Annotated in this window: 17 protein-coding genes and 1 pseudogene; 11 read left to right on the plus strand and 7 right to left on the minus strand. The window is 72.6% G+C overall.

The features are described 5' to 3' along the window. Positions 1 to 199 precede the first annotated feature (199 nt). Both ACFYPN_RS02545 and dapA read right to left on the minus strand, forming a co-directional pair. A complete protein-coding gene (locus tag ACFYPN_RS02545; RefSeq protein ID WP_358761324.1) occupies positions 200 to 2,143 on the minus strand; it encodes a S53 family peptidase in 1,944 nt (647 codons plus the stop codon). Between the two features lie 201 nt (positions 2,144 to 2,344). Continuing rightward, positions 2,345 to 3,226: a 4-hydroxy-tetrahydrodipicolinate synthase gene (gene dapA, locus ACFYPN_RS02550; RefSeq protein ID WP_358761325.1), complete on the minus strand. Its 882-nt coding sequence runs from the start codon at positions 3,224 to 3,226 to the stop codon at positions 2,345 to 2,347. A gap of 215 nt (positions 3,227 to 3,441) precedes the next feature. Between dapA and ACFYPN_RS02555 the strand changes: the two genes are divergently transcribed. The 4 genes from ACFYPN_RS02555 (at position 3,442) to ACFYPN_RS02570 (ending at position 8,143) form a co-directional block, all read left to right on the plus strand. Continuing rightward, a complete protein-coding gene (locus ACFYPN_RS02555) occupies positions 3,442 to 4,131 on the plus strand; it encodes a DUF4232 domain-containing protein (protein ID WP_389296486.1) in 690 nt (229 codons plus the stop codon). A 261-nt stretch (positions 4,132 to 4,392) separates the two neighbouring features. Then, positions 4,393 to 5,895 carry a hypothetical protein gene (locus ACFYPN_RS02560; RefSeq protein WP_389296487.1) on the plus strand — a complete coding sequence of 501 codons (1,503 nt, stop codon included), beginning with the start codon at positions 4,393 to 4,395 and terminating at the stop codon, positions 5,893 to 5,895. 198 nt (positions 5,896 to 6,093) lie between these two features. Further along, positions 6,094 to 7,584: an alkaline phosphatase PhoX gene (locus ACFYPN_RS02565; RefSeq protein WP_389296488.1), complete on the plus strand. Its 1,491-nt coding sequence runs from the start codon at positions 6,094 to 6,096 to the stop codon at positions 7,582 to 7,584. A 328-nt stretch (positions 7,585 to 7,912) separates the two neighbouring features. Next, a complete protein-coding gene (locus tag ACFYPN_RS02570; RefSeq protein ID WP_266703095.1) occupies positions 7,913 to 8,143 on the plus strand; it encodes a hypothetical protein in 231 nt (76 codons plus the stop codon). A gap of 156 nt (positions 8,144 to 8,299) precedes the next feature. On the opposite strand, the gene ACFYPN_RS02575 is transcribed toward ACFYPN_RS02570, so the two are convergent. The 3 genes from ACFYPN_RS02575 to ACFYPN_RS02585 form a co-directional block, all read right to left on the minus strand. After that, positions 8,300 to 9,538: a TerD family protein gene (locus ACFYPN_RS02575; protein WP_358761329.1), complete on the minus strand. Its 1,239-nt coding sequence runs from the start codon at positions 9,536 to 9,538 to the stop codon at positions 8,300 to 8,302. A gap of 152 nt (positions 9,539 to 9,690) precedes the next feature. Beyond that, the gene (locus ACFYPN_RS02580) at positions 9,691 to 10,500 is read right to left on the minus strand and encodes an NAD(P)-dependent oxidoreductase (protein WP_358761375.1); all 810 of its coding nucleotides are present in this window, start codon (positions 10,498 to 10,500) and stop codon (positions 9,691 to 9,693) included. An 867-nt stretch (positions 10,501 to 11,367) separates the two neighbouring features. Continuing rightward, the gene (locus tag ACFYPN_RS02585) at positions 11,368 to 12,171 is read right to left on the minus strand and encodes a hypothetical protein (protein ID WP_389296489.1); all 804 of its coding nucleotides are present in this window, start codon (positions 12,169 to 12,171) and stop codon (positions 11,368 to 11,370) included. Between the two features lie 269 nt (positions 12,172 to 12,440). Between ACFYPN_RS02585 and ACFYPN_RS02590 the strand changes: the two genes are divergently transcribed. Both ACFYPN_RS02590 and ACFYPN_RS02595 read left to right on the plus strand, forming a co-directional pair. Then, positions 12,441 to 13,280 carry a hypothetical protein gene (locus ACFYPN_RS02590; RefSeq protein ID WP_389296490.1) on the plus strand — a complete coding sequence of 280 codons (840 nt, stop codon included), beginning with the start codon at positions 12,441 to 12,443 and terminating at the stop codon, positions 13,278 to 13,280. A 153-nt stretch (positions 13,281 to 13,433) separates the two neighbouring features. Beyond that, positions 13,434 to 14,324 (plus strand): hypothetical protein, encoded by an 891-nt coding sequence (locus ACFYPN_RS02595; protein ID WP_389296491.1) that lies wholly within the window; start codon positions 13,434 to 13,436, stop codon positions 14,322 to 14,324. A gap of 6 nt (positions 14,325 to 14,330) precedes the next feature. Here the strand turns inward: ACFYPN_RS02595 and ACFYPN_RS02600 are convergent. Continuing rightward, positions 14,331 to 15,706: pseudogene (locus ACFYPN_RS02600) on the minus strand (sensor histidine kinase). After that, entirely contained in the window at positions 15,703 to 16,365 is a 663-nt protein-coding gene (locus tag ACFYPN_RS02605) for a response regulator transcription factor (RefSeq protein WP_358761334.1), read from the minus strand. Before ACFYPN_RS02605 ends, ACFYPN_RS02600 begins: the two are co-directional and overlap by 4 nt. Positions 16,366 to 16,681: 316 nt before the next feature. Between ACFYPN_RS02605 and ACFYPN_RS02610 the strand changes: the two genes are divergently transcribed. The 5 genes from ACFYPN_RS02610 (at position 16,682) to araD (ending at position 22,734) form a co-directional block, all read left to right on the plus strand. Next, positions 16,682 to 17,641: a 5-dehydro-4-deoxyglucarate dehydratase gene (locus ACFYPN_RS02610; protein ID WP_389296492.1), complete on the plus strand. Its 960-nt coding sequence runs from the start codon at positions 16,682 to 16,684 to the stop codon at positions 17,639 to 17,641. Next, a complete protein-coding gene (locus ACFYPN_RS02615) occupies positions 17,638 to 18,858 on the plus strand; it encodes a hypothetical protein (RefSeq protein WP_389296493.1) in 1,221 nt (406 codons plus the stop codon). The genes ACFYPN_RS02610 and ACFYPN_RS02615 overlap by 4 nt, the downstream gene beginning before the upstream one ends. A 530-nt stretch (positions 18,859 to 19,388) precedes the next feature. Then, positions 19,389 to 20,081 (plus strand): GntR family transcriptional regulator, encoded by a 693-nt coding sequence (locus ACFYPN_RS02620; protein WP_358761337.1) that lies wholly within the window; start codon positions 19,389 to 19,391, stop codon positions 20,079 to 20,081. 26 nt (positions 20,082 to 20,107) lie between these two features. Continuing rightward, positions 20,108 to 21,010: a dihydrodipicolinate synthase family protein gene (locus ACFYPN_RS02625; protein WP_358761338.1), complete on the plus strand. Its 903-nt coding sequence runs from the start codon at positions 20,108 to 20,110 to the stop codon at positions 21,008 to 21,010. Beyond that, positions 21,007 to 22,734: an L-arabinonate dehydratase gene (gene araD, locus ACFYPN_RS02630; protein ID WP_389296494.1), complete on the plus strand. Its 1,728-nt coding sequence runs from the start codon at positions 21,007 to 21,009 to the stop codon at positions 22,732 to 22,734. Before ACFYPN_RS02625 ends, araD begins: the two co-directional genes overlap by 4 nt. The last annotated feature ends 90 nt before the right edge of the window (positions 22,735 to 22,824 follow it).

Below are 22,824 nucleotides of genomic sequence, written 5' to 3' on the forward strand. Positions count from 1 at the left end.
CACCGGTGGTACGGGCCGGAGCGCGCCGTCGTCCGTCCAGACAATCCGGGGCGCCCGGGTGACGCCACCCCTCGCCGCCGTTCGGCGGAGGCGGGCGCTGGGCTCTCCTGTCAGACCCGGCCCTGGCCGGCGCGGACAGGGGACTGCCCCGGGGCCGGAGCCCCGGGGCAGTCGTTCAGGCCGGTCCTGGGGGCCGGCGTCAGCGGTAGGAGCTGATGTATCCGGCCGCCGGAGTGCCGACGCCCGTCACGTCGTCGTACCCCTTGACCGCCTCGAGCGAGGCGTCCTTGCCGAGGCTCCGCAGCGACGTCAGGAGACCGTCCGCCGCGTCGATGCCGTTGGCGAAGTCGACCCGTGCCACCGCGAGGTCGCGGCCCGCGCCCAGCGGGTGGTCGGTGACGTCGTGGTACGCCTTCGAGGAGTACCGGTCGTAGATCGCCGGGTTGGCGAAGCCGAGCGGCCTGCCGTGCTGGGCCTGCTGCGCGAGGGCCTGGACACCCGCGATGACCGGGGCCGCCAGTGACGTACCGCCGATGCGGTACTCGTCGTAGCCGAGCGAGCCGTCGGGCAGCGTCTGGGTCTGGCCGACCAGGAAGCCGGTGTTCGGGTCGGCGACCGCCGCGATGTCCGGGGCGGTGCGCATCCGGTTCTTTCCGTTCGCCCGCGCGAGCGAGTCGGGGACGACACCGCGCTGGTAGGACGGCTGCTTCACGGTCGAACTGGTGCCGCCGCCCGCGCCCGAGGTGTAGGCGCCGGGGAAGCCGGTCCAGCTCTTCCCGTCGTCGGCGAGGCCGGCCTTCAGGGTGCCCCAGCCGGTCTCCCACTGGTACGCGTCACCCTTGCCGACGGCCAGCGAGGTGCCGCCGACCGACGTCACCCAGGCGGAGTTGGACGGTACGTCGACCTGCTTCGTGCCGGTGGACGCGACGTTGTCGCCCGCGTCCCCGGAGGAGTAGTAGAAGCCGATGCCCTCGACCGCGCCCAGCTTGAACACCTGGTCGTACGCCGCCGCGATGTCCGGGGTCTCATTGGCCTCGACGTCGCCCCAGGAGTTGGAGACGATGTCGGCGAGCCGGTGGTCGACGACCTTGTGGAGCGAGTCCAGCAGGTCGGCGTCGTTGCAGGAGGCGCCGCCCACGTAGACGATGTCCGCGGCGGGCGCGACGGCGTGCACGGCCTCGACGTCGAGGGTCTCCTCGCCGTACCAGCCCGACGCCCCGCACTCCTCGGTCGCCGTGTAGTCGGCCGGCAGCACCTGACGGAGCTGCCCCTTCCGGTAGGGGGCGTCGCCGTTGCGCCGGGCGTACTCGGCGGCGTCCGCAGCGATGGTCGGCGAGGCGTACGCGTCGGTGATGGCGACGGTCACGCCGTCACCGGTGTAACTGCCCGCACCGTACGCGGAGCGCAGTTGCTTCCCCGTGTAGCCCTTGATCGCGTACGGCACCTTGGAGCCGTACGCGCTCGGCAGCGACCCGGCGGTGTTCGAGCCGAAGTACGAGGAGAAGGGACCCGCGTTGCGGTACACCGCGTCCGGCGGCGGCAGCGCCTCGTCCTGGCTCGACTTGTGCGGCGCGTTGTCCAGCCCGGACACCGCCAGCACCGCCTCGCCCAGCCCGGTCGGCACGGAGGCCGTCACGGACGGAGCGCGGTAGGTCCGGCCGCCCTTGCGGTAGTTGTGCAGCTGGGTGCTGAACGTCTTCTCGGCCGCTGCGACGTCGCCGGTGGCGGAGACGTAGTGCTGGTTCGCGCCCGTGACGGTCAGGCCGTTCGAGGTCAGCCACCGGCTGACCTCGTCGATCTGCTGCTGGGTCGCACCGAACCGGGCCTGCGCCTGCTCGGCGCTCAGGTACTTCCCGTACGAGGAGGAGTGCGGGTCGGAAACGGCGGCGGCGTAGGCGGCGAGCCCCTCGGCGTCACGCCCGGCGAGGTGCACCCGGACGCTCACCTTGCCGCTGTCTGCCGTGGCGCCCTGGTCCGCCTGGGCCGTTGCCCAGGCCGGCTTGGTGCCCTGCAGCGCGTCGCGCCCGCCCGGTGCGGAGTCCGCGCTGGCGGACGGTATGCCGAGGGCGAGTGCGCCGGCGAGCAGCGGCAGTGTCGCTGCCATGCTCAGCCCGGCGCGACTTCTGGCGCGGCTGATTCTCATGTGACCCCCTGCGATATGGGTTTCGCGCGTGGAGCATGTGCTGGGTGATGTGCACATGTGACTCGCCACTCTGGCGAGGAACCCTTCATGTATGGGGCATGTATTTGCCAAGAAAGCGTCAAGAGGGGTGCGGGAACGGGGAGTTAAGGGCAGGACGGGCGGGAATGCGAGGTTGTGGCCCGGGTGCCCGGATACGGAGGTTCACCCGGCGAGAAGTTCCTCGTGGGCCCTTTGCAGTTCCTCGGATGCCTCGCGGCCGGCGGGGTGCAGCGGTTCACGGACCGGGCCGAGGTCGAGCAGCGCCTTGGCGGTGACCGCGCCGGGCAGCCCGGACGCCATCATCAGCTCGGTCAACCGGGCGTTGCGGGCGTTGAGCCGGGCGGCCTCACCGGTACGGCCTCCGTCGAACGCGTCGAGCGGTGCCCGTGTGTGGCGGGGCGCGACATTGGCCACCGTGCTCACGTACCCCGCGCCGCCGACCGCGTACAGCGGCAGATTGAGCTCCTCACAGCCGGAGTAGTACGCGAGCCCCGTGCGCGAGAGCACCCTGGTCGTACCGAGCATGTCGTACGCGCAGTCCTTCACGGCCACGACGCGGGGGTGCTCCGCGAGCCTCAGCAGGGTCTCCGGCTCGATCCGGGTGCCGGTGCGGCCGGGGATGTCGTACAGCATCAGTGGCAGCCCGGTCGCCTCCGCGACGCGCAGGAAGTGCGCCTCCACGGCCTCCTGCGGGGGCCGGCTGTAGTACGGCGTCACCACCAGCAGCCCGTCCGCGCCCGCCCTCTCGGCCTCGCGCGCCAGCTCCACGGTGTGCCGGGTGTCGGCGCTGCCCACCCCCGCCAGGACCGGCACCCCGTCACCGACCGCCTCCCGCACGGCGCGTACCAGCGCCGTCTTCTCGGCATCCGTCGTGGTCGGGGACTCCCCGGTGGTGCCACTGAGGACGAGGCCGTCGCAGCCGTCGCGCACCAGGGCGGCGGCATGGGCCCCCGCGGCGTCCTGGTCGAGCGCGCCCGAGGCGGCGAACGGGGTGACCATCGCGCAGAGCGCGCGGCCGAAGGGGCGAGGAAGGTCGGTCGTCATGTGAGGCAGTGTCGACAGGGCCGGGCACCCGGGTCCAGCGAGTTCTGCTTGCCCCGTCGATGTAGCGGAGCTGAACGATGGCGCAGACCAGGTGCACGCCGGGCGGCACGGGGAAGGCCGCGAGGGATGCGGGGGCGCGGTGCCTCGTCGGCCCACCGAACCGTCCGGGGTGCGGTGGCGTCCCTCATGATCCGGAGGTAACGCGGCAGAGGGCCATGGGGGAGCGGATGCGCATGTCTGCGGGTGGACGGATACGGCGGGGGAGCGGGGCCGTGGCACTGCTCGGGGCGGGGGCGCTGGTCCTGACCGGCTGCGCGGGAGCCTTCGTACCGGCGGGGGAGGGGGAGCCCGCGACGACGCCGGCCGCCACCCGTGCGCCGGCGCCCCCGGGCGGGCCCGTCGCGGCGGGGACCCCGGAGCCCTCCGCCGTCCCCTCCGGGGGCGTCGCGCCGGCCGCCCCCGTACCGACCGCGGCCCTGCCCGGACCCTGCCCCGCCTCCGGCGCCCGGGTGGACATGGGACCGGTCGAGACGGCCATGTTCGCCCGGGCCGTCGTGCTGACCCTCGTCAACTGCGGTACCGAGCCCTACCGGGTCGACGGCTACCCCTCGGTCCGGGTTTTTGACGAGAATGGCGACCGGCTGCCGGTCCCGGTCAACCCGGGCCGCTCGATGTTCGGCCCCGACCTCGGACCGGAGTCGGTGGCGCTGAAGCCCGGCGGGACCATGAAGTCCGTCCTCGCCTGGGTCTCGACCAAGGAGGGTGGCGACCTCATCGAGAGCGACTCCCTGCGGATCGCGGCGGCCCCGGACGCCGGAGCGCTCGACTTCCCTCTGGTGGGCCACGACCTCCGGCTGATGGACGAGCTGAACATGACCGCCTGGCGCACGGAGGTGCCGAACTGAACGGGGCGGCCCGGGACCGCGGGGGCGCAGACGGGCCGGGCAGGGGCGGCTGTCGCTGCCCGGCGGGGTCGGACAGCGGGCAGCGGGCAGCGGTCAAGCGGGCCGCGCCGCCCCCGGGCGGGCCTGCTCGTCAACACTCCCGAGGGGCCTCCCCCGTCCGTGGAGCGGCCGGGCAACGGTGCGGGGGAAAGGCCCTAGGCTTGGGCTGCCTGAACCGTGTACGACCCCGTGCACCCGAGCACGCACCGAGGAGAACCCCCGATGTCCGCAGAGCGTCCCACCCTGCCGCCGGTGCGGCTCCCCGCCGAGGCCGAACTGGCCAGGGACGCCCTGGCCGCACCGCTGCTGGTGCGGGCCGTGCGCCTCGCCCGCTGGGCCGGGCCCGGTACGCGCGTCGGTGCCGGCGGCGAGCTGGCGGAGACGCAGCTGCCCGAGGCGGCCGAACACCTCGGTCTCCCCGCCGACGAGGACGGGGCCGCCCTCGCCAGCGAGGCCTGGCGCCTGGCCGTGGACACCGGTCTGGTCGACGTGACCGACCCCGCCGACGCGGGGGACGCGGGGGACTCGCCCTCCGGCGACGGCGGGACGGCGGAGTCCGCCGAGGGCACGGCCACCCAGGGGGAGAGCCTCGCCCTGCTGACCGGCGGGTCGCCCGCGGACGTCCTCTCCGTCTGGCTCGACGGCCTGGAGGCCGCCTTCGCCGACGCCACCGCACCGGTCTTCGACGACTTCGCCGATCTGGTCGGTGAGGACGGCTCGCTCGACCTCGGCGCCCTGGACTGGGACCCGGAGGCGGAGGCCGAGTTCCTCGAAGGCGTGCTCGGCAACCTCTACGTGCTCACCCTCTCCGAGGGGGGCCCCGGCGACGGCCCCGTACCGCTGCCCGCCCTCGCCGCGTCCATGATCGTGCCGGACGACATGGGCGAGCCCACCGACGACATCCTGGAGCAGGTGTCGGAGGCGATGATGCGGCTGGACGACCAGTTCCGGGTGCTGGAACCGATCGGCATCGTGGAGTACCACCCCGTCGACGAGACGCTGATGTTCGAGGAGGGCGACGCGTCGGCCGCGCCCGTGGGCGACGAGGACGACGTCAGCCGGTACGGCATGGTCAGGCTCACCCCGCTGGGGCTCTACGGCATCCGGTCCCGGATGCTGGAGGCGGGTGTGGACGCGCCCGCGATCGGCGACCTCACGGAGAAGGACGCCGCCGCCCTCCTGGACGGCATCGCCTACTACCCCGAGGCGGCCGCCCAGGCGGAGATCGGGCTGTGGATCGCCGGGGAGGGCCACGGCGACGCCGTCGCGACCGCCGCCGACCTGCTCGCCGCCGCCCGCGGCGACGACGAGGGTGCCCCGCTGCGCCGGCTCCACTGCCAGCAGGCGCTCGCCCTCACCGGCCCCGGGGCCGAGCCCGCCCTGCGCGCGGTGCTCGGCGACCCCGAGCTGGGCGGGCTCGCCCGGGTCTGGCTCGCCGAACACGGCGCCACGGACGTCCCGCCGCCGCCGCAGTCCATGGTCTTCTGGCTGGCCGTGGACACGCTCGCCGCGCAACTGGACGCCGACGGCGAGATGGCGGAGCTCCAGGGGCTGGTCGAGGGGCTCGTCGGCAGGGACGGCGACTTCTTCGACCAGATCTGGCGGGTCGACCACCCGGCGACCGCCGAGGTGCTGGATGCCATGGGCCGGCTGCACGGCGACAAGAAGACGGCCAAGGAAGCGCGTAAGGCAGCCTTCAAGGCCCGTTCCCGCGCAGGCTCCTGACGCACCGTCGGATGCCGCCCGCCCCTGCGGGCGGGCGACAGCCGACGCCGGGACGTGCACGGACGGGTGTGCGCCGCGTGCGGAGGTGCCCGTTGCACGGCAAGGATGTGCTCACAGGTCGCCCGGAGTTCAACTTCTGTTGGCCCTGGCCGAGGACTGTGAGCGCGCCAACACCCGGACACCGCACAGGAGCCCGCCATGTCGTTCACCCGCAGGGAATTCACCCGACAGTCCGCCGTCGCCGGCGCCGGTATCGCCCTCACCGGGGTGGTCGGCACCCTGGCCACCGCGCCCGGTGCCCTTGCCGCGGAGCACGACGGCCACGGCGGTCACGACGGCCACGACGGCCACGGTGGTCACGGTCACGACCACGACGACCACGGCCACTCCGCGGCCCCCGGCTACGGCCCGCTGATCGCCGACCCCAAGGGCATCCTGGCGCTGCCCGCCGGCTTCTCGTACCGGATCATCACGCACAGCGGTGTCACCAAGCTGGAATCGGGCGAGACCACCCCCTCCAACCACGACGGCACCGCCGCCTTCGAGGGCCCGCGCGGCGTCACCCTGCTGGTCAACAACCACGAGCTGAGCGGTACCCGCGCCGGCTGGGCGCACCCCGTCCCGCTCGCCGAGGGCCTCGTCTACGACCCGATCGCCGCGGGCGGCTGCACCGTCGTGGAGACCCGCCCGGGCGGCCACACCGCCGAGTGGGTCGGCATCGCCGGTACGTCCACCAACTGTGCGGGCGGCGCCACCCCGTGGGGTACCTGGCTGACCTGTGAGGAGACCGAGGACCGGGCGGGCAAGAACGGCCTCCTCAAGGACCACGGCTACGTCTTCGAGGTCGACCCCTACGACAAGCGCGCCAACCGCGACCCGCGCCCGATCAAGGCATTCGGCCGGTACGCCCACGAGGCGGTCGTCATCGACCCCCAGCGCGGCCACGCCTACCTCACCGAGGACGCCTCGACGCCCAACGGCCTCCTCTACCGCTGGGCCCCGCCGCAGGGCTTCAAGCACGGCCGCGGCAAGCTCCGCACGCTGGCGGACGACGCCGGTGTCCTCCAGGCCACCAAGTGCTTCGACAAGAACGGAGCCTTCGTCGACGACCTCTCCCGCGCCACCAAGATCGGCACCGTGTACGGCGTCGACTGGGTCGACGTGCCCGACCGCGACGCCAAGACCGTCTCCGTGCGCAAGCAGTTCACCAACACCGAGGTGACCCGTGCCCGCAAGCTCGAAGGCATGTGGTGGAGCGACGGCGGCGTCTACATCGTCTCCTCGTTCGCCCGTGCGGAGAGCCCCGTCCAGCACGACGGCCAAGTCTGGTTCTACGACACCAAGCGCCGCACGCTGACCCTCAAGGTGCTCCTCGGCGTCAACGCCGACCCGTCGAAGGACGGCGCCTTCGACGGCCCGGACAACATCACCGTCTCGCCGTACGGCGGCTTGGTCATCGCCGAGGACGGCGAGGGCGTCCAGCACCTCTTCGGGGCGACCGACAGCGGTGCCACGTACCCCATCGCGCGCAACGAGCTGAACGAGGGCACCGCGGAGGCGCCCGCCTACAGCGAGTTCACCGGCGTCACCTTCTCGCCCGACGGCAAGACCCTCTTCGCCAACATCCAGACCCCCGGGATCATGCTCGCCATCACGGGCCCCTGGAAGCGTCAGCCGAACAAGCACTGACCTCCGACGCCGCTCCTCACGCCGCAGGCCGGTACGGGCCCATCCAGGGGTTCCGTACCGGCCTGCGGCCGTGCGGGGGCGGCTCCAGGCCGGTCCCGCACCTCTCCCGCCCACCTCCCGCCCGCTGAGCTCCGTGCGGCATCCGGCGCGGCGAACCGCCACACCTTCGGGTTCGTTTCGGGCCCGGCGTCCGGGGCCGCGGGGCGCCCGGAAGCGCGCCGTGGCGGCGACCGTCCCTGGTCGCGGGCGCATCACGAATGCGGCACTACTGGGCCGAGGGCGGGGACGGGCATGGCGCCGGGCGTCCGGGTGGCGCATACTCAAGGTAATGAAACAGTCAGCCGGATCCCGGCGCCACCTGCCTTCCAGTCCCTTCAACCGCCCGGCCCAGGCGGCCCCACCGGTCGAATGCTTCGACGTGGGCGACCGGGTGTCGCACGACCAGTTCGGCCTCGGACGGGTTCTCGCTGTCGAGGGCGACAATGACGCTGTCCTGATCGACTTCGCCGGGCGTCAGGGGAGGATCCTCAGCCCGTACTCCAAGCTGACCAAGCTCTGAAAACGCCAAGGACATGTCGGACGGACATGTCCACGGGCAAGAGCGGCCGTCCGCCGGAGGACACCCGGAACCGGGGCACCTGAGATTCACAGGTGCCCCGGAAGCCGTTCCAGGGCTTTTCCCGTCGCCCTCCCGTGATCGGCTTGCGGTGATCGGCTAGAGCGCCGCGGCGGCGGGCTTCACCATGCCGCGCACGGTGCGTGACTTCACGTACTCGCCCATGGCGGTCATCTCCCACTCGCCGGTGAACTGCCGGATGAGCTTCGCCATCATCACGCCGGTCTGCGGCTCCGTGCTGCTCAGGTCGAAGCGGACCAGCTCTTCGCCGGTGGCCGCGTCGAGCAGCCGGCAGTACGCCTTCGCCACCTCGGTGAACTTCTGGCCGGTGAAGGAGTTCACCGTGAAGACGAGGCCGGTGGCCTCGGCGGGGATGCGGCCGAGGTCCACGACGATCACCTCGTCGTCCCCCGCGCCCTCGCCGGTGAGGTTGTCGCCGGAGTGCTTGACCGCGCCGTTGAGGATCGACAGCTTGCCGAAGTAGCAGCTGTCCAGGTGCTTGCGGTCGGGGCCGTAGGCGATCACCGAGGCGTCCAGGTCGATGTCCTTGCCACGGAACGCGGGCTCCCAGCCGAGGCCCATCTTGACCTGCGAGAGCAGCGGACGGCCGCCCTTGACCAGGGAGACCGTCTGGTTCTTCTGGAGATTGACCCGGCCCTTGTCGAGGTTGATCTTCCCGGACGCGGGCGCCGACGGGGCGGCCGGAGGTGCGGGCGGCACCGGCGGCATCGGCGGCGCGGTCCTCGGGTCCACGGGCGCCGCCTGCGGGTGGGCCTGGGCCTGCGGGTACGCCGGTGCGGCCGGGGGAGCGGGCTGGGTGGCGGGCTGCGCGGCGGGCTCCTCCACCGTCACGCCGAAGTCCGTGGCGATTCCCGCCAGGCCGTTCGCGTACCCCTGGCCGACCGCACGGGCCTTCCAGGCGCCCTGACGGCGGTAGATCTCGATGACCACGAGTGCCGTCTCGGCGCCCAGCCGCGGCGGGGTGAAGGTGGCGAGGGCGCTGCCGCTGTCGGCGTCGCGCACGGTGGCGGTGGGCTCGATGCCCTGGAAGGTCTGGCCCGCCGCGTCGGGGCTCGCGGTGACGACGATCTTCTCGATGCCGGGCGGCACCGCGGCGGTGTCCACCACGATCGAGTCCGGCGCCGTGCCGCCCCCGGAGCGGTAGGTCACTCCGGGGCCCGAGGGCTGGTTGTAGAAGATGAAGTCGTCGTCGGAGCGGACCTTGCCGTCGGCGGAGAGCAGCAGGCCCGAGACGTCGAGCCGCACCGGGGCGGCGACGTCCACCGCCACGCGGGCGGCGGAGAGAGGGATGTTCGAGCCGGGGGTCATTGCGGTCATGACCGGGGTAACGAACGACCCCGCTTTGCCGTTCCCTTACCTTCCGTGACGGTTCACCCGTCCGGGGGAGCGCACCGGCGACGCGCTCGCGTGCCCCTTTCCGGAGGGCCCCGGCGGGCGCCCTCCGGGAAGGGAGAGGCGCCCGCCGGCCGTCAGTACGGCCAGATCGGCGGATCGGTGACGAAGGGGCCGCCGACATGGGTCTGGGCCGGGTCGTCCGGGTCCAGCTCGCCGAATTCGGCGACCAGCTTCTCCGCGAACCGCTCCGAGTCGTCCCTCGGCTCGTACCCGAGCGCCCGGGCGGACGACAGGTCCCACCACAGGCGGGTGTTGGCGGAGGAGCCGTAGACCACCGTGTGGGAGACGTCCGGGGCGGTGAGCGCCGCGTGGAAGAGGCGGGCGGCGTCCTCGGGGCTGAGCCAGACCGACAGCATCCGCACCGAGGTCGGTTCGCGGAAGCAGGAGCCGATGCGGACGGACACCGTCTCGATGCCGTGCTGGTCCTGATAGAGCTGGGCCAGGTCCTCGCCGAAGGACTTGGAGAGGCCGTAGAAGGTGTCGGGGCGCCGGGGGGTGTCGACCGGGATGAGTGGCTCACCGGCGGCCGGCGCGGGGGTCCAGCCGATCGCGTGGTTGGAGGAGGCGAACACGATCCGGCGGACACCCTCCTCGCGGGCGGCCTCGTAGAGGTGGTGGGTGCCCTCGATGTTGGCGCGCAGAATCTTCTCGAAGGAGGCTTCCAGCGAGATGCCGGCGAGGTGGATGATCGCGTCGACGCCGCGTACCGCCTCGCGCAGCGCCTCCCTGTCGGCCAGGTCGGCGGTGATCGCGTCCGGCTCCCCCTCGATCGGCACGAGGTCGAAGAGGCGCAGCTCGTAGCCGTACGCGGGGAGCAGCTCGCGCATCAGCGTGCCGAGGCCGCCGGCGGCTCCGGTGAGCAGGATCGTGCGGGGAGCGGGCAAACCGGGCACTGGGCCTCCTCGGCGCGACGGAGGCTGAACCACGACGCGCCAGATCCATGGACGACATTCACATGCGTGGACAAACTAGGGACGGGTGGCGGTCCGCGTCAAGAGCGCCGGATTCGCCGAACTCGCCACCGCGCCCAGGGTCATCCGCCGCGACACTCCGACGGACGGTCCCCGCGCCGCACCTCACGCACAGGGAGAAGCGGTTCGATCACCGCCCGCCGGGCGCCCGTCAACCACGTCCCGCCAGAGGGCCGGCAGGGCGGACACACCTGCGGTTGATCTTCGCGGAGCCTCCCCCCGCGAAGATCATCTCCATCCGTCGATGCTCCGCGAGCGGTGGGTTGCCCCGCACTCTCCGGAGCCGGAGATGCTCAGTACGCTCTGTCGGCCCTTGCGGCGGCCTGCGCGCCGCCCCGGTCCGATTCGCCTCTCTGCGGCCGGGTCGCCCGTCCGGGCTCCGGAGCCTCCGCGTCGCCGTGCGCGGGACGCTCCGGGCCGGGGTGCGGCGGGGGGCGTCCCGGCAGGTCGGACCCCGTGACAGCAGGGGGTGGGACGGAGCAGCACCGCGCCTGCCCGAAGACTCCGGGCCGGCCCGCCGGACGCGCGTGACGCTCTTCGCGATCCTTGACCCTCGCGTGTTCCGCCCGAGCCGGCGCGGGGCCGCTCCGGCCTGAGGGCTGTCCCGCAATTCCTGGCGGGTGCGCGACGTCGGCTACGGCGCCTCGCCGCGTTGTCGGAACGTCCGCATACATCCCGTATGCGGACATCCCTCCGCCTTGCGATGCACCGCATTCGACGCCGCGCACTGATCCACCACGAGGTGCGGGACAGCCCCTGGCCTGCTCCTCGTCCGGGACCTCACTGAGGCTTCCCGGTCGCGGCGAGCACGCGCCTGCCGCGCTGGGACACCACGAGGTAGCCGACGCATCCGATGATCGCGGCAGTCCAGGCGAGCGTGACCGGTGCCAGGCCGAGGCCCAGGCCGCCACGGGTGTGGCCGAGTGCCACCCAGTCGGCGAGGGACGCACCGAGGGGGCGGGTGACGACGTACGCGGTCCAGAACGCGGTCACCGCGTCCAGGGGGCCGAAGCGGTGGGCCAGGGCAGGTACGCAGATGCCCGCCGCGAAGAGGACGACCGAGCCCAGGTAGCCGAAGCCGACCGTGGCGGTGAGGTCGCCCGCCGCCGTGCCGAGGGCGAAGGTGGCGCGGACGACCGCCCAGTAGAACGTCTCGCGGCGACGGGTGCGGACGGTGTGGATGGACAGGGTCCGCTCACTCGCGTACCAGAGCACGAAGAGCACGGCCAGTACGGCGAGAAAGGCCGGCGTCGACACCGCGTACGACACGCCCAGGCCCACGTGCAGTACGTCGGCTGCCATGGTGCCGAACACGCTCACCATGACGACGGCGGTCCAGTAGCTCCAGGCGGCGTACCGGCGGAGAGTGAACTGGACGGCGAGAGCGGCCGCCAGGGCGAGGCCGCCCAGCGCGACCGCCGGTATCGGGCCGAGCGTCCGTGCCAGGAGGTCCGAGGCCGTCTCGCCCATGCCGGTGGTCAGTACCTTGATGATCCAGAAGTAGGCGGTCACCTCCGGCACCTTGTTCGCCGTCCGGCGTACGGGGGCGAGGGGCGGGTCATCGAGGGCATGCTCTGCGGTCATGATCCGCACGATGGCACTTCGAGCCTGAACGCGACCTGAACAGCATGAGCACGGCAGCGGTGTCATGAGGTGCCGCGGTACGGCCCGAAGGACGCGGATCAGTCCCCGGTACGACCGGGTCGGGACGCTTCCGGGCTCCGGCGTGGCCGGTGGGGCGCCGGCGGCGACGGACGGGCGCCGGTGTCCGGCAGGAAGGGGCGCGGACGCGGCGGGTGCTGCCGCACGGCAGTCAGGATGCGTTCAGGTACCCCGTGGCACGGTGCGGCCTCATGACATACGAGATCTCCGAACCCCCCGAGTCCTCGGCGACCGGCACCCGGGCGGTGCCCTCCGGTCGTCGGCCGCTCCGGAACAAGGTGCCCGAAGTCACCGCCTACTTCTGGATCATCAAGGTGCTGTGCACCACCGTGGGCGAGACGGCTGCCGACCTGCTCAACGAGAAGGCCGGCCTCGGTCTGACCGGTGTGTCGGTGCTGATGAGCGCGCTGCTGGCGGCCGTCCTGGTGGCGCAGTTCCGCACCGGTGCCTACCGGCCCGGCGTGTACTGGCCTGCCGTCGCGCTGATCAGCGTCGTCGGCACGCTGCTCAGCGACAACCTCACCGACAACCTGGGTGTACCGCTGGAGACGAGCACCGCGGCCTTTGCGATCATCCTCGCGATCGTCTTCGTGGTCTGGTACCGGCGTGAGCGGACCCTGTCCATCCACCGCATCGACACCACCGGCCGGGAGTCCTACTACTGGCTCGCCGTCCTGGTCACCTTCGCACTCGGCACCGCGGCCGGTGACCTGGTCTCCGAGCGCATGGATCTCGGCTACTGGCTCGCCGCACTCCTCTTCGGCCTGGCCATCGCCGCGGTCGCCCTCGCGCACTTCACGCTCGGCCTGGACGCGGTGTGGAGCTTCTGGATCGCCTACGTCCTCACCCGGCCGCTCGGCGCGTCCATCGGCGACTATCTCTCCCAGCCCATCGGCGACGGCGGCCTGGGCCTCGGCACGGTGGTCACCAGCGCGCTCTTCCTCGCGGTCATCTCCGGACTGGTCGTGTACCTCTCGGTGACCCGCAAGGACGTGACACGGGCGCGGAGCGACGCCCGGCACACGGCCTGACGAGGAGACGCGGCCGACGTTCAGGATGCGTTCAGGCCGACGCTGCCAGGATCGGTCGCGGCGATCACTCTTCGGGGTCGCCCCATGGCGCAGAGTGCCCATTCCCCTCGCGGGGCGGGCGCTCTGTCGTACGACCGAATCGGAGCCCCCACCGTGCGACAACCGCGACGGATCACCGATCTCGACGCAGCGAGCGCGACCACATCGGTGCGGAAGAAACTGCCCGAAGTCACCCTGGCGTTCTGGATCATGAAGATCGCCGCGACCACCCTCGGTGAGACGGCCGGTGACCTCTTCGCCCAGACCCTGAAAATCGGCTACTTCCTGACCACGATCGCCCTGCTCCTGCTCTTCGTGGTGACGCTCGTCGTCCAACTCGGGTCGAGCCGCTACCACCCGTTCTTCTACTGGACCGTGATCCTGTCGACCAGCATGGCCGGCACCACGACGTCCGACTTCCTGAACCGGGACGCGGGCACCACGTTCCTTTCCGGCGGTGCCACTTCGCTCGGCTGGGGACCGCAGGGGCTGGGTCTCGGCTACCCGGCCGGTGCGGCGATCCTCGTCTCCGTCCTGCTGGCCGTCTTCACCGTGTGGAAGGCCACCGGGACGACCTTCCGGATCCGTGACATCGTCACCTTCCGCGGCGAGGCTCTGTTCTGGTCGGCGATCCTCGTCTCCAACACCCTGGGCACGTCCATGGGCGACTTCCTGTCCGACAGCTCCGGACTCGGTTACGCCGGCGGCGCACTGCTCGTGAGCGGGGCACTCGCCGTCCTCGTCGCCCTGATGACGCTGCCGGTGGTGCCGAACGTGCTGCTGTTCTGGATCGCCTTCGTCCTGACCCGCCCGCTGGGTGCCACCGCGGGCGACTTCCTGACCAAGCCGGTTGCCAAGGGCGGCCTGGACCTCGGCACCGCAGGGTCCTCGGCCGTGCTGCTGGCCGTCCTGCTCGGTCTGGTGGCTTGCGCGCAGGTGCGGGAACGCCGGACCACCGCGTCGCGGCCCACGGAACAGGAGCCGGTCACTCCGCAGCCCGGCTGAGGCCGGTCATCCGACAGGCAGGTCGACCCGGAAGCACGCCCCGCAGGGGTGACCGTGCGCGTGGGAGACCTCGCCGCCGACGGAGCGGGCCAGACGCCGTGCGAGCGCCAGTCCGAGGCCCGCGCCGTCGTGACCGTCGTCCAGGTCGGCGCGGCGACCCGGCTGGAACAGTTCGTCGGCGAACGCCCTCGGCACACCGGGGCCGTCGTCGGTGACGTCGATACGCACACTGCCGGGCAGCTGCCGCGCGGACACGGTCACCGTGGCGCGGGCGTAGCGGACCGCGTTGCTCAGCAGCGGGCTGACGATGCGTTCGAGGAGCGGGGACGCGACTCCCGTCCGCGGTCCTGGGTCCCCTCCGTCGACGAAGATCTCCACCCGGTCCCGCGCGTCGAGGCTCTCGACCAGCCGGCGCAGGACCGGCACCACGGCGGTGGTGCCGGCGGGGGCCGCCGAGGTGTTCTGGGCTCTGTCCCGGGCGTCGTCGAGCAGCGTGTCGCACATGGTGCGCATGGACCGGGCCGCCTCGGCGATCACCCCATGGGTGGCGCGGGTCTCGGCGGCGGTGCGCGGGCGCGCCTGCCACCAGTCGAGCTCGATGACGATGCGGGTGAGCGGGGTGCGCAGTTCGTGGGAGAGCTCGCCGGTCAGCTGCTGCTCGTGGCGCAGCACGGTGCGTATGCGGTCCAGCAGAGTGTCCAACGACGCTCCGAGTCCGGCGAGTTCGGCCGGATGGTTCTCCGCGCCGAAGCGTACGTCGGCCGCGACGGCACTCCACCGGGTGGCCTGGTCGGTCATGGGCGTACGGGGCGCAGCGCCCGTCCGACCGCCAGGCGTGTCAGCGCGTAGGTGCACGCGAGCATGACGGCGTCCAGTATCAGCGAACCCAGCAGCGAGGTGTCGGCCGAACTCCGGTAGGGCTCCAGGTCCAGGGCCGTGACCACGGTGGCGCCGTGGTGGCCGCCCACGAGGTCGGAGCAGAGGCGGACGGGGTGGGGGCTCCGAGGACCGACGGTCGAGCAGGCGCGCTCGTCCCGGGCGGCGACCCGGGCGGCGGCCCGGGTCAGCGTGCTGCCGGGAGCGGTGGCGGGGGGCCGCTCCAGCAGCCGTGTCCCCTCATAGATCCACGCGTTGGCGTCGAGGAGGCGGTCGTTGGCGGTCTCCAGGACCCGTACCCGGGGACCGCTGGTGTCGATGGTGGTGGCGACGGCGGCGGCTCGGTCGCGGAGCTGGTCGTCCGCCTGGTGCCGCAGGTGCCGGTCCATCACGGTGTTGAACGCCACCGTCAGCACGGTCATCAGCAGTGCGGCAGTGGTGAGCGCCACGAGGGAGAGCCGGCCCCGCAGGGTGCGGGGGGCCAGGCTGCGCGGGAGAGGGTTCATGACAGGCGGTGTCCGATCCCGCGCGCCGTCGTGAGGCTCATGCCGCTGCCTGCCTCGCGCAGCTTGCGGCGCAGTCGGCTCAGGTACTGGTCGAGGGTGTTGTCGCTGACCTGCGCGCCGTCCGGCCACGCGGCCCTCACCAGGTCGCGCCGGCTCACGAGGGCGCCGCCCGCGGCCACGAGCGTGGCCAGCAGCCGGAACTCCGTCGGTGACAGATCGACGTCGGCTTCGCCGGCCCTCGCGCTGTGCCGGGTCGCGTCCAGGACCAGATCCCCTGCGACGGTCACGGCCGGTGGTCCGGCGCGTTTGAGCGCGGCCCGCAGTCGGGCGACGAGTTCGGCGAGGTGGAACGGCTTGGGCAGGTAGTCGTCAGCCCCGGCGGAGAAGCCGGACAGCCGGTCGGTGAGGTGGTGGCGGGCCGTGAGGAAGATGATCGGGGCACCGAACCCGTTGGCGCGCAACGCCTGGCAGACGTCCCGCCCGTCCGCGTCGGGCAGCCCCACGTCGAGGACGACCGCGGCGACGTCGTCCTTGGCCAGTCTCAGGGCGCCGGCGCCGTCGGCGGCGAGCACGGGCTCGAAGTCCTCGTCCGACAGGCCGCGGCGCAGCACGTCCCGCAGGGCGTGGTCGTCCTCGACGATCAGGATCTTGTGGCGCATGGTCCTCCGTCGGATCTTCGGCCGGAGGACGTGGGCCCGGGTCGGACGGTGCGGGAAGCCACCGGGCCGTCCAGTACCGCCGCGCTCCGAGCCGTCCGGCGCGGCCCCTCAAGCAGTGACTACAGCTCTGTAGACGGTCTACTGAACTGTAGACGACCGCGGGGTGAGGAGCGCCGACCCGGAAAGTGCGGGGTGGCCCAGTGCGTCGCGGTCTCTGCCTTGACCGGCGCCGGGGCGCTGCCCTAGCGTGACGTCGTTCACGAGTATGGACATCAATCAGAATTGTGTACGCCCGGAACTCGCTCAGGGAGCGCCCGTGACCCCAGCCCCCCTCGCCGCCCGGCTCACCGCAGTCGCCGGGCCGCTCTTCTTCCCCGTCACCGCGTTCGGCCCGGACGGGGACGTGGACCTCGTCGCGTTCCGCCGTCACGTGCGGGCCGGCATCGACGCCGGAGCGGCGGCGGTCTTCGCCTGCTGCGGCACCGGCGAGTTCCACGCCCTGACGCCCGCCGAGTTCGGACGGGTCGTCACCGCGGCGGTCGAGGAGACCGCCGGGCAGGTACCCGTCGTGGCGGGAGCCGGCTACGGCACGGCGCTCGCGGTGGAGTACGCCGGGCTCGCCGAGGAGGCCGGCGCGGACGGGCTCCTCGCCATGCCCCCGTACCTCGTCGTCGCCGACCAGCGGGGACTGCTGGCGCACTACACCGCGCTCGCGGCGGCGACCGGGCTGGAGACGATCGTCTACCAGCGCGACAACGCCGTGTTCACCCCGGAGACCGTCGTCGCCCTGGCCCGGACGCCCGGCATCATCGGCCTCAAGGACGGGGTCGGTGACCTCGACCTGATGCAGCGCATCGTCAGCGCCGTGCGCACGGCGCGGCCCGGCGGCGACTTCCTCTACTTCAACGGGCTGCCCACCGCCGAACTCACCGGGCTCGCCTACCGGGGCATCGGCATCACGCTCTACTCCTCCGCCGTCTTCGCCTTCGCCCCGGACATCGCGCTCGCCTTCTACCGCGCGCTCGAATCGGGCGACGACGCACTGGCCGACGCCCTGCTGGACCGCTTCTACCGGCCGCTGGTGGAGCTGCGCGCCAAGGGGCGCGGCTACGCCGTCTCCCTGGTCAAGGCAGCCGTACGGCTCCAGGGGCTCGATGTGGGCGAGGTGCGCACCCCGCTCACCGAGCCGCCCGCCGCGCACGTCGAGGAACTCGCGCAGATCATCGACGACGGCCGGGCCCTGCTGGCCGAGCGTGCCGTGGGGAGCGGGGCGTGAAGACCTCGGCCTTCCTCTACCCCTGGGACGTCGTCGGCGACCCGGACGCGGCCGCCCGCATCGCGGAACTCGGCGTCCAGCAGGTGACCCTCGCCTCGGCGTACCACTCCACCCGGGCGCTCACCCCCCGCCACCCCGCGACCAGGATCGTCACCGCCTCGTACGCGGCGGTGCTCTACCCGCCGGACGAGAAGCGCTGGGCGGGGCGGGAGTTGGCGCCCCGCACGCAGAACTGGACGCCCGGCGAGGACCCCTGGGCCGCGGCGGCCGAAGCGCTCGTGGACGCCGGCGTGCAGGTGCACAGTTGGGTCGTCCTCGCGCACAACTCCCGCCTGGGCGAGGAATACCCCCGGGTTTCCGTGGTCAACGCCTACGGGGACCGCTATCCGTGGGCGCCCTGTGTCGCCCGGCCCGAGGTCCGCGCCCATCTCGTGGACCTGGCCGCCGAGGCCGCCACCCGGCCCGGCGCGCGCGGCACCGAACTGGAGTCGTGCGGCTGGTACGGCTTCGGGCACCTGCACGGCCACGACAAGGTCCAGGGGGTGGCACTCGGCGAGGCGGCCCAGTACCTCATGTCGCTCTGCTTCTGCTCCGCCTGCGCGGCGGGGTACGCCCGGCACGGGCTCGACCCGGACGGCCTGCGCGCCGCCGTGCGCGGCGCGCTGGAACCCGTGTGGACGGGTGCCGAACCCGCCGCCGGCTGGGCCGGGGTGGCGGAGCTGCTCGGCGCCGAACGGGCGGCGGCCACCCTGGGGTGGCGCCGCGAGGCCGCTCACGCCTTCCAGGAGGCGGCCGTCGCCGCCGTGAGGGAAGCGGAGGCCGGCACCTCGGACCGGGACCCGGCCTCCGACTCGCACTCCGACGAGGAGCGCTTCCGGGTCCTGCTGCACGCGGACCCGGCGTTCCACCGCACAGGCGCCAACGTCGGAGTCGACCCCGGGCACATCCTCTCCGTCGCCGACGGCGTGGTGCTGCCGTGCACGGGGGACGACGCGGCCCGGGAAGCGGTACTCGGGCCGTTCGCGGGCCACCGGGGCGTACTCGCCGCCAACTTCGGCGTGGTCTCCGGCATGGGGGGCAGCCCCGCCACCCTGGAGCGCGACGCCGCCCACGCCGCGTCCCTGGGCGCCACCGAACTCCGGCTCTACCACGCGGGGCTGGCCTCGGACGCCGACCTCGCGGCCGTCTCCGCCGCGCTGGGCCGTATCGCGGGATGAGATGAGTCGTACCGGGACATGAGACGACCCGTACCGGACTCCGGTACGGGCGGCACCGGCGACGGCGGCCGGGGCGCGAGGACCGGCGGGAGATCCTGACCTCCCGCCGGTCCTCGGCATGCCCGTCGCGCGGGCCGTCCCAGCCCTCGCCCCGCCCGTCGACCGCCCTTGCCGCGCGGGCCCTCCCAGCCCTCGCCCCGCCCGTCGACCGGCCCGTCCCGCCCGGGGCCCCTGGCCCAACCTGCCGGCGCGGGGCTCGTCCCCGGTCCGGGTGTGCCGTGCCCGACCGCCGGGCGGTGTCCGGCGGATCATGGCCGGGGTCGCGACGCCCGGTCCCACCTGCGCCGCAGCGGCCCGGGGGTCCCCGCACCGTCAACGCCCCTGCTCCGCGGGCGGCATGGCGCCGGGAAAGTCGGCCGAACTTCTTCTGTCCGAAGCGTTGACGAAACATTCGCGACCGCTCTAGCTTCATCGCGTCGTACTTCGTACGTCATATATGAGACGCGATACGCGAGATGCGAGAGCCCTTCATGACTTTTGCGCCCACCCCCATCCCGTCCAGGACGCAGTTCGTGCTGGAGGCGATCAAGCACGCGATCCTGACGGCCCAGTTGCAGCCGGGGCAGGCGCTCGTGGAGACCGAACTCGCCGCGCGGTTCGGGGTGTCGAAGACGCCGGTGCGCGAGGCGCTGAAGACGCTCGCCGGCACCGGTCTGGTGGTCATGAGCCAGTACAAGGGCGCCACCGTCCGGCTCGTGGACGCGGAGATGGCGCGCGAGGTCTACGACGTACGCCTGCTCCTCGAACCCGAGGCGCTGCGCCGCACGATCACCGGCGGGGCCTCCCTGGAGGCGGCCCAAGAGGCGCTGGAACGGGCCGACTCGGCCGCCGACAAGGCCGACAGGTCGCTGGCCAACCGGGACTTCCACCGGGCCCTCTACCTGCCGTGCGGCAATCCGCTGCTGGGCCGGATGCTCGACGAGGTCCGCGACCAGGCGGCGCTCGTCTCCACCGTCGCCTGGGCGAGCAACCCGTCCTGGGAACGCGAGGCGGCCGAGCACCGGGAGATCCTGCGACTCGCGCTCGGCGCGGACGCGGCGGGCGCTGCGGCGGCTCTCCACGACCACATCGCGTCGTTCGTGCGCCGCGCGTTCCCCGACGGCCTCCACGGCCTCGACGGCTCAGCCGGCACCGCCGACGCCACCGAGGGCGGCCAGGCGTGAACCACATCGACGAAAGGCCAGTTGGCATGGACCTCATCCCGCTCAAGGCGGCCCTCGCCGACGTCGTGGCGATCCCCGTGACCCCGTTCGCACAGGACGGGACGATCGACAAGGACACCCACCGGGCGCTGCTGCGGCGGCTCCTCGACGGCGGCGTCCGCATCGTCACGCCCAACGGCAACACCGGGGAGTTCTACGCGCTCACCCCGAAGGAGCGGCGTGCCGTCACCGAGCTGACCATCGACGAGGTGAGGGGCCGGGCCACCGTCCTGGTGGGGGTCGGACACGACATGCCCACCGCCGTCGCCGCCGCCGAGCACGCCCGGGACTCCGGCGCCGAACTGGTGATGGTGCACCAGCCGGTCCACCCGTACGTCTCCATGGACGGCTGGGTCGACTACCACCGGGCCATCGCCGAGGCCGTCCCGGAGCTGGGGGTCGTCCCGTACATCCGCAACCCGCTGCTCGCCGGTGAGAAGCTCGCCGAACTCGCCGACCACTGCCCCAACGTGATCGGCGTCAAGTACGCCGTCCCCGACGCCGCCCGCTTCGGCGCCTTCGCCCGGGACGCGGGACTGGACCGGTTCGTGTGGATCGCCGGGCTCGCCGAGCTGTACGCGCCCTCCTACTTCGCCACCGGCGCCACCGGGTTCACCTCCGGCCTCGTCAACGTCGCCCCCGCCGTCTCGCTCGCCATGCTGGAGGCGCTCCGGGCGGGCGACTACATCGCCGCGATGAAGGTCTGGGAGAGCATCCGACGCTTCGAGGAACTGCGCGCGGACCGCCAGTCCGCGAACAACGTCACCGTGGTCAAGGAGGCGCTCGCGGTCCTCGGCCTCTGCCGGCGCGACGTCCGCGCCCCCAGCCGGGTCCTGCCCGAGGCGCAGCGTGCCGAGGTCGCCGACCAGATCGCCGGGTGGTCGGTGTGAACGCCCGCATCACTCCCGAGGAGCTCCGCAGCCACCAGTGGTACGGCACCGACGGACTCCGCTCGTTCAGCCACAAGGCGCGTACCCGGCAGCTCGGTTACCTCCCCGAGGAGCACCTCGGCAAGCCGGTGATCGCGATCCTCAACACCTGGTCCGACATCAACCCCTGCCACGTCCACCTCCGCGACCGGGCGCAGGCCGTCAAGCGCGGTGTCTGGCAGGCCGGCGGCTTCCCGCTCGAATTCCCCGTCTCCACGCTGTCGGAGACGTTCCAGAAGCCGACCCCGATGCTCTACCGCAACATGCTCGCCATGGAGACCGAGGAGCTGTTGCGCTCCTACCCGGTCGACGGGGCCGTGCTGATGGGCGGCTGCGACAAGTCGACGCCCGCGCTGCTGATGGGCGCCGCCTCCGTCGACCTGCCGACCGTCTTCGTGCCGGCCGGGCCGATGCTGCCGGGCCACTGGCGCAACGAGGTCCTGGGCTCCGGGACCGACATGTGGAAGTACTGGGACGACAAGCGGGCCGGACTCATCGGCGACTGCGAGATGGCCGAACTGGAGAACGGGCTCGCCCGCTCCCCGGGCCACTGCATGACGATGGGTACCGCGTCCACCCTGACGGCCGCCGCCGAGGCGCTGGGTGTCACCGTCCCGGGCGCCTCCTCGATCCCGGCCGTCGACTCCGGCCACGACCGGATGGCCGCCCACTCCGGCCTCCGTATCGTCGAACTGGTGTGGCAGCAACGAACGTTGTCGCAGATCCTCACGCCGGAGGCGTACGAGGACGCCGTCGCCACGGTCCTCGCGCTCGGCGGCTCCACCAACGCGGTCATCCACCTCATCGCGATGGCCGGCCGCTCCGGCGTCAAGCTCTCCCTCGACGACTTCGACCGGATCGCCCGCACCGTGCCGGTGCTCGCCAACCTCCGCCCCGGCGGCAAGTACCTCATGGAGGACTTCCACTTCGCGGGCGGGCTCCCCGGCTTCCTCTCCCGGCTCACCGACGTCCTCCACCTGGACCGGCCCACCGTCACCCACGACACCCTGCGCGAACAGCTCGACGGGGCCCTCGTGCACAACGACGACGTCATCCGGGAGCGCGACAAGCCGCTCGCGGAGGAGGGCGGTGTCGCGGTACTGCGCGGCAACCTCTGCCCCGACGGCGCGGTCATCAAGCACATCGCGGCCGAACCGGAGCTGCTGCGCCACACCGGCCCCGCGGTGGTCTTCGACGACTACCGGGAGATGCAGCGCACCATCAACGACCCGGCTCTCGCCATCACCCCGGACCATGTGCTGGTGCTCCGCAACGCCGGTCCCAAGGGCGGCCCCGGAATGCCCGAGTACGGCATGCTGCCGATCCCGGACTACCTGCTGAAGCAGGGCGTCCGTGACATGGTGCGGATCTCCGACGCCCGTATGAGCGGCACGAGTTACGGGGCGTGTGTGCTGCACGTCGCGCCCGAGTCGTTCATCGGCGGTCCGCTCGCCCTCGTCCGCACCGGCGACCCCATCACCCTGGACGTGGCGGCCCGCCGCCTCAGTCTCGACATCGAGACTGAGGAGCTGGAGCGCCGCCGGGCCGCCTGGACCCCGCCGCCCGCCCGGTACGGCCGCGGCTACGGCGCGCTCTACCAGGACCAGATCACCCAGGCCGACACCGGCTGCGACTTCGCCTTCCTGGCCCGCGAGGGCGACGTACCCGATCCGTACGCCGGCTGACACCGGCCCCCGGCATTCCGGCGCACCCACCCCCTGCGAGAGAACCCCTCCGGGGCCTCGCACGGCGAGGGGAAAGCGCTTGCGCAGGAC

Source organism: Streptomyces sp. NPDC005576 (assembly GCF_042871745.1).
In the GTDB taxonomy this organism is placed as follows: Bacteria; Actinomycetota; Actinomycetes; order Streptomycetales; family Streptomycetaceae; genus Streptomyces.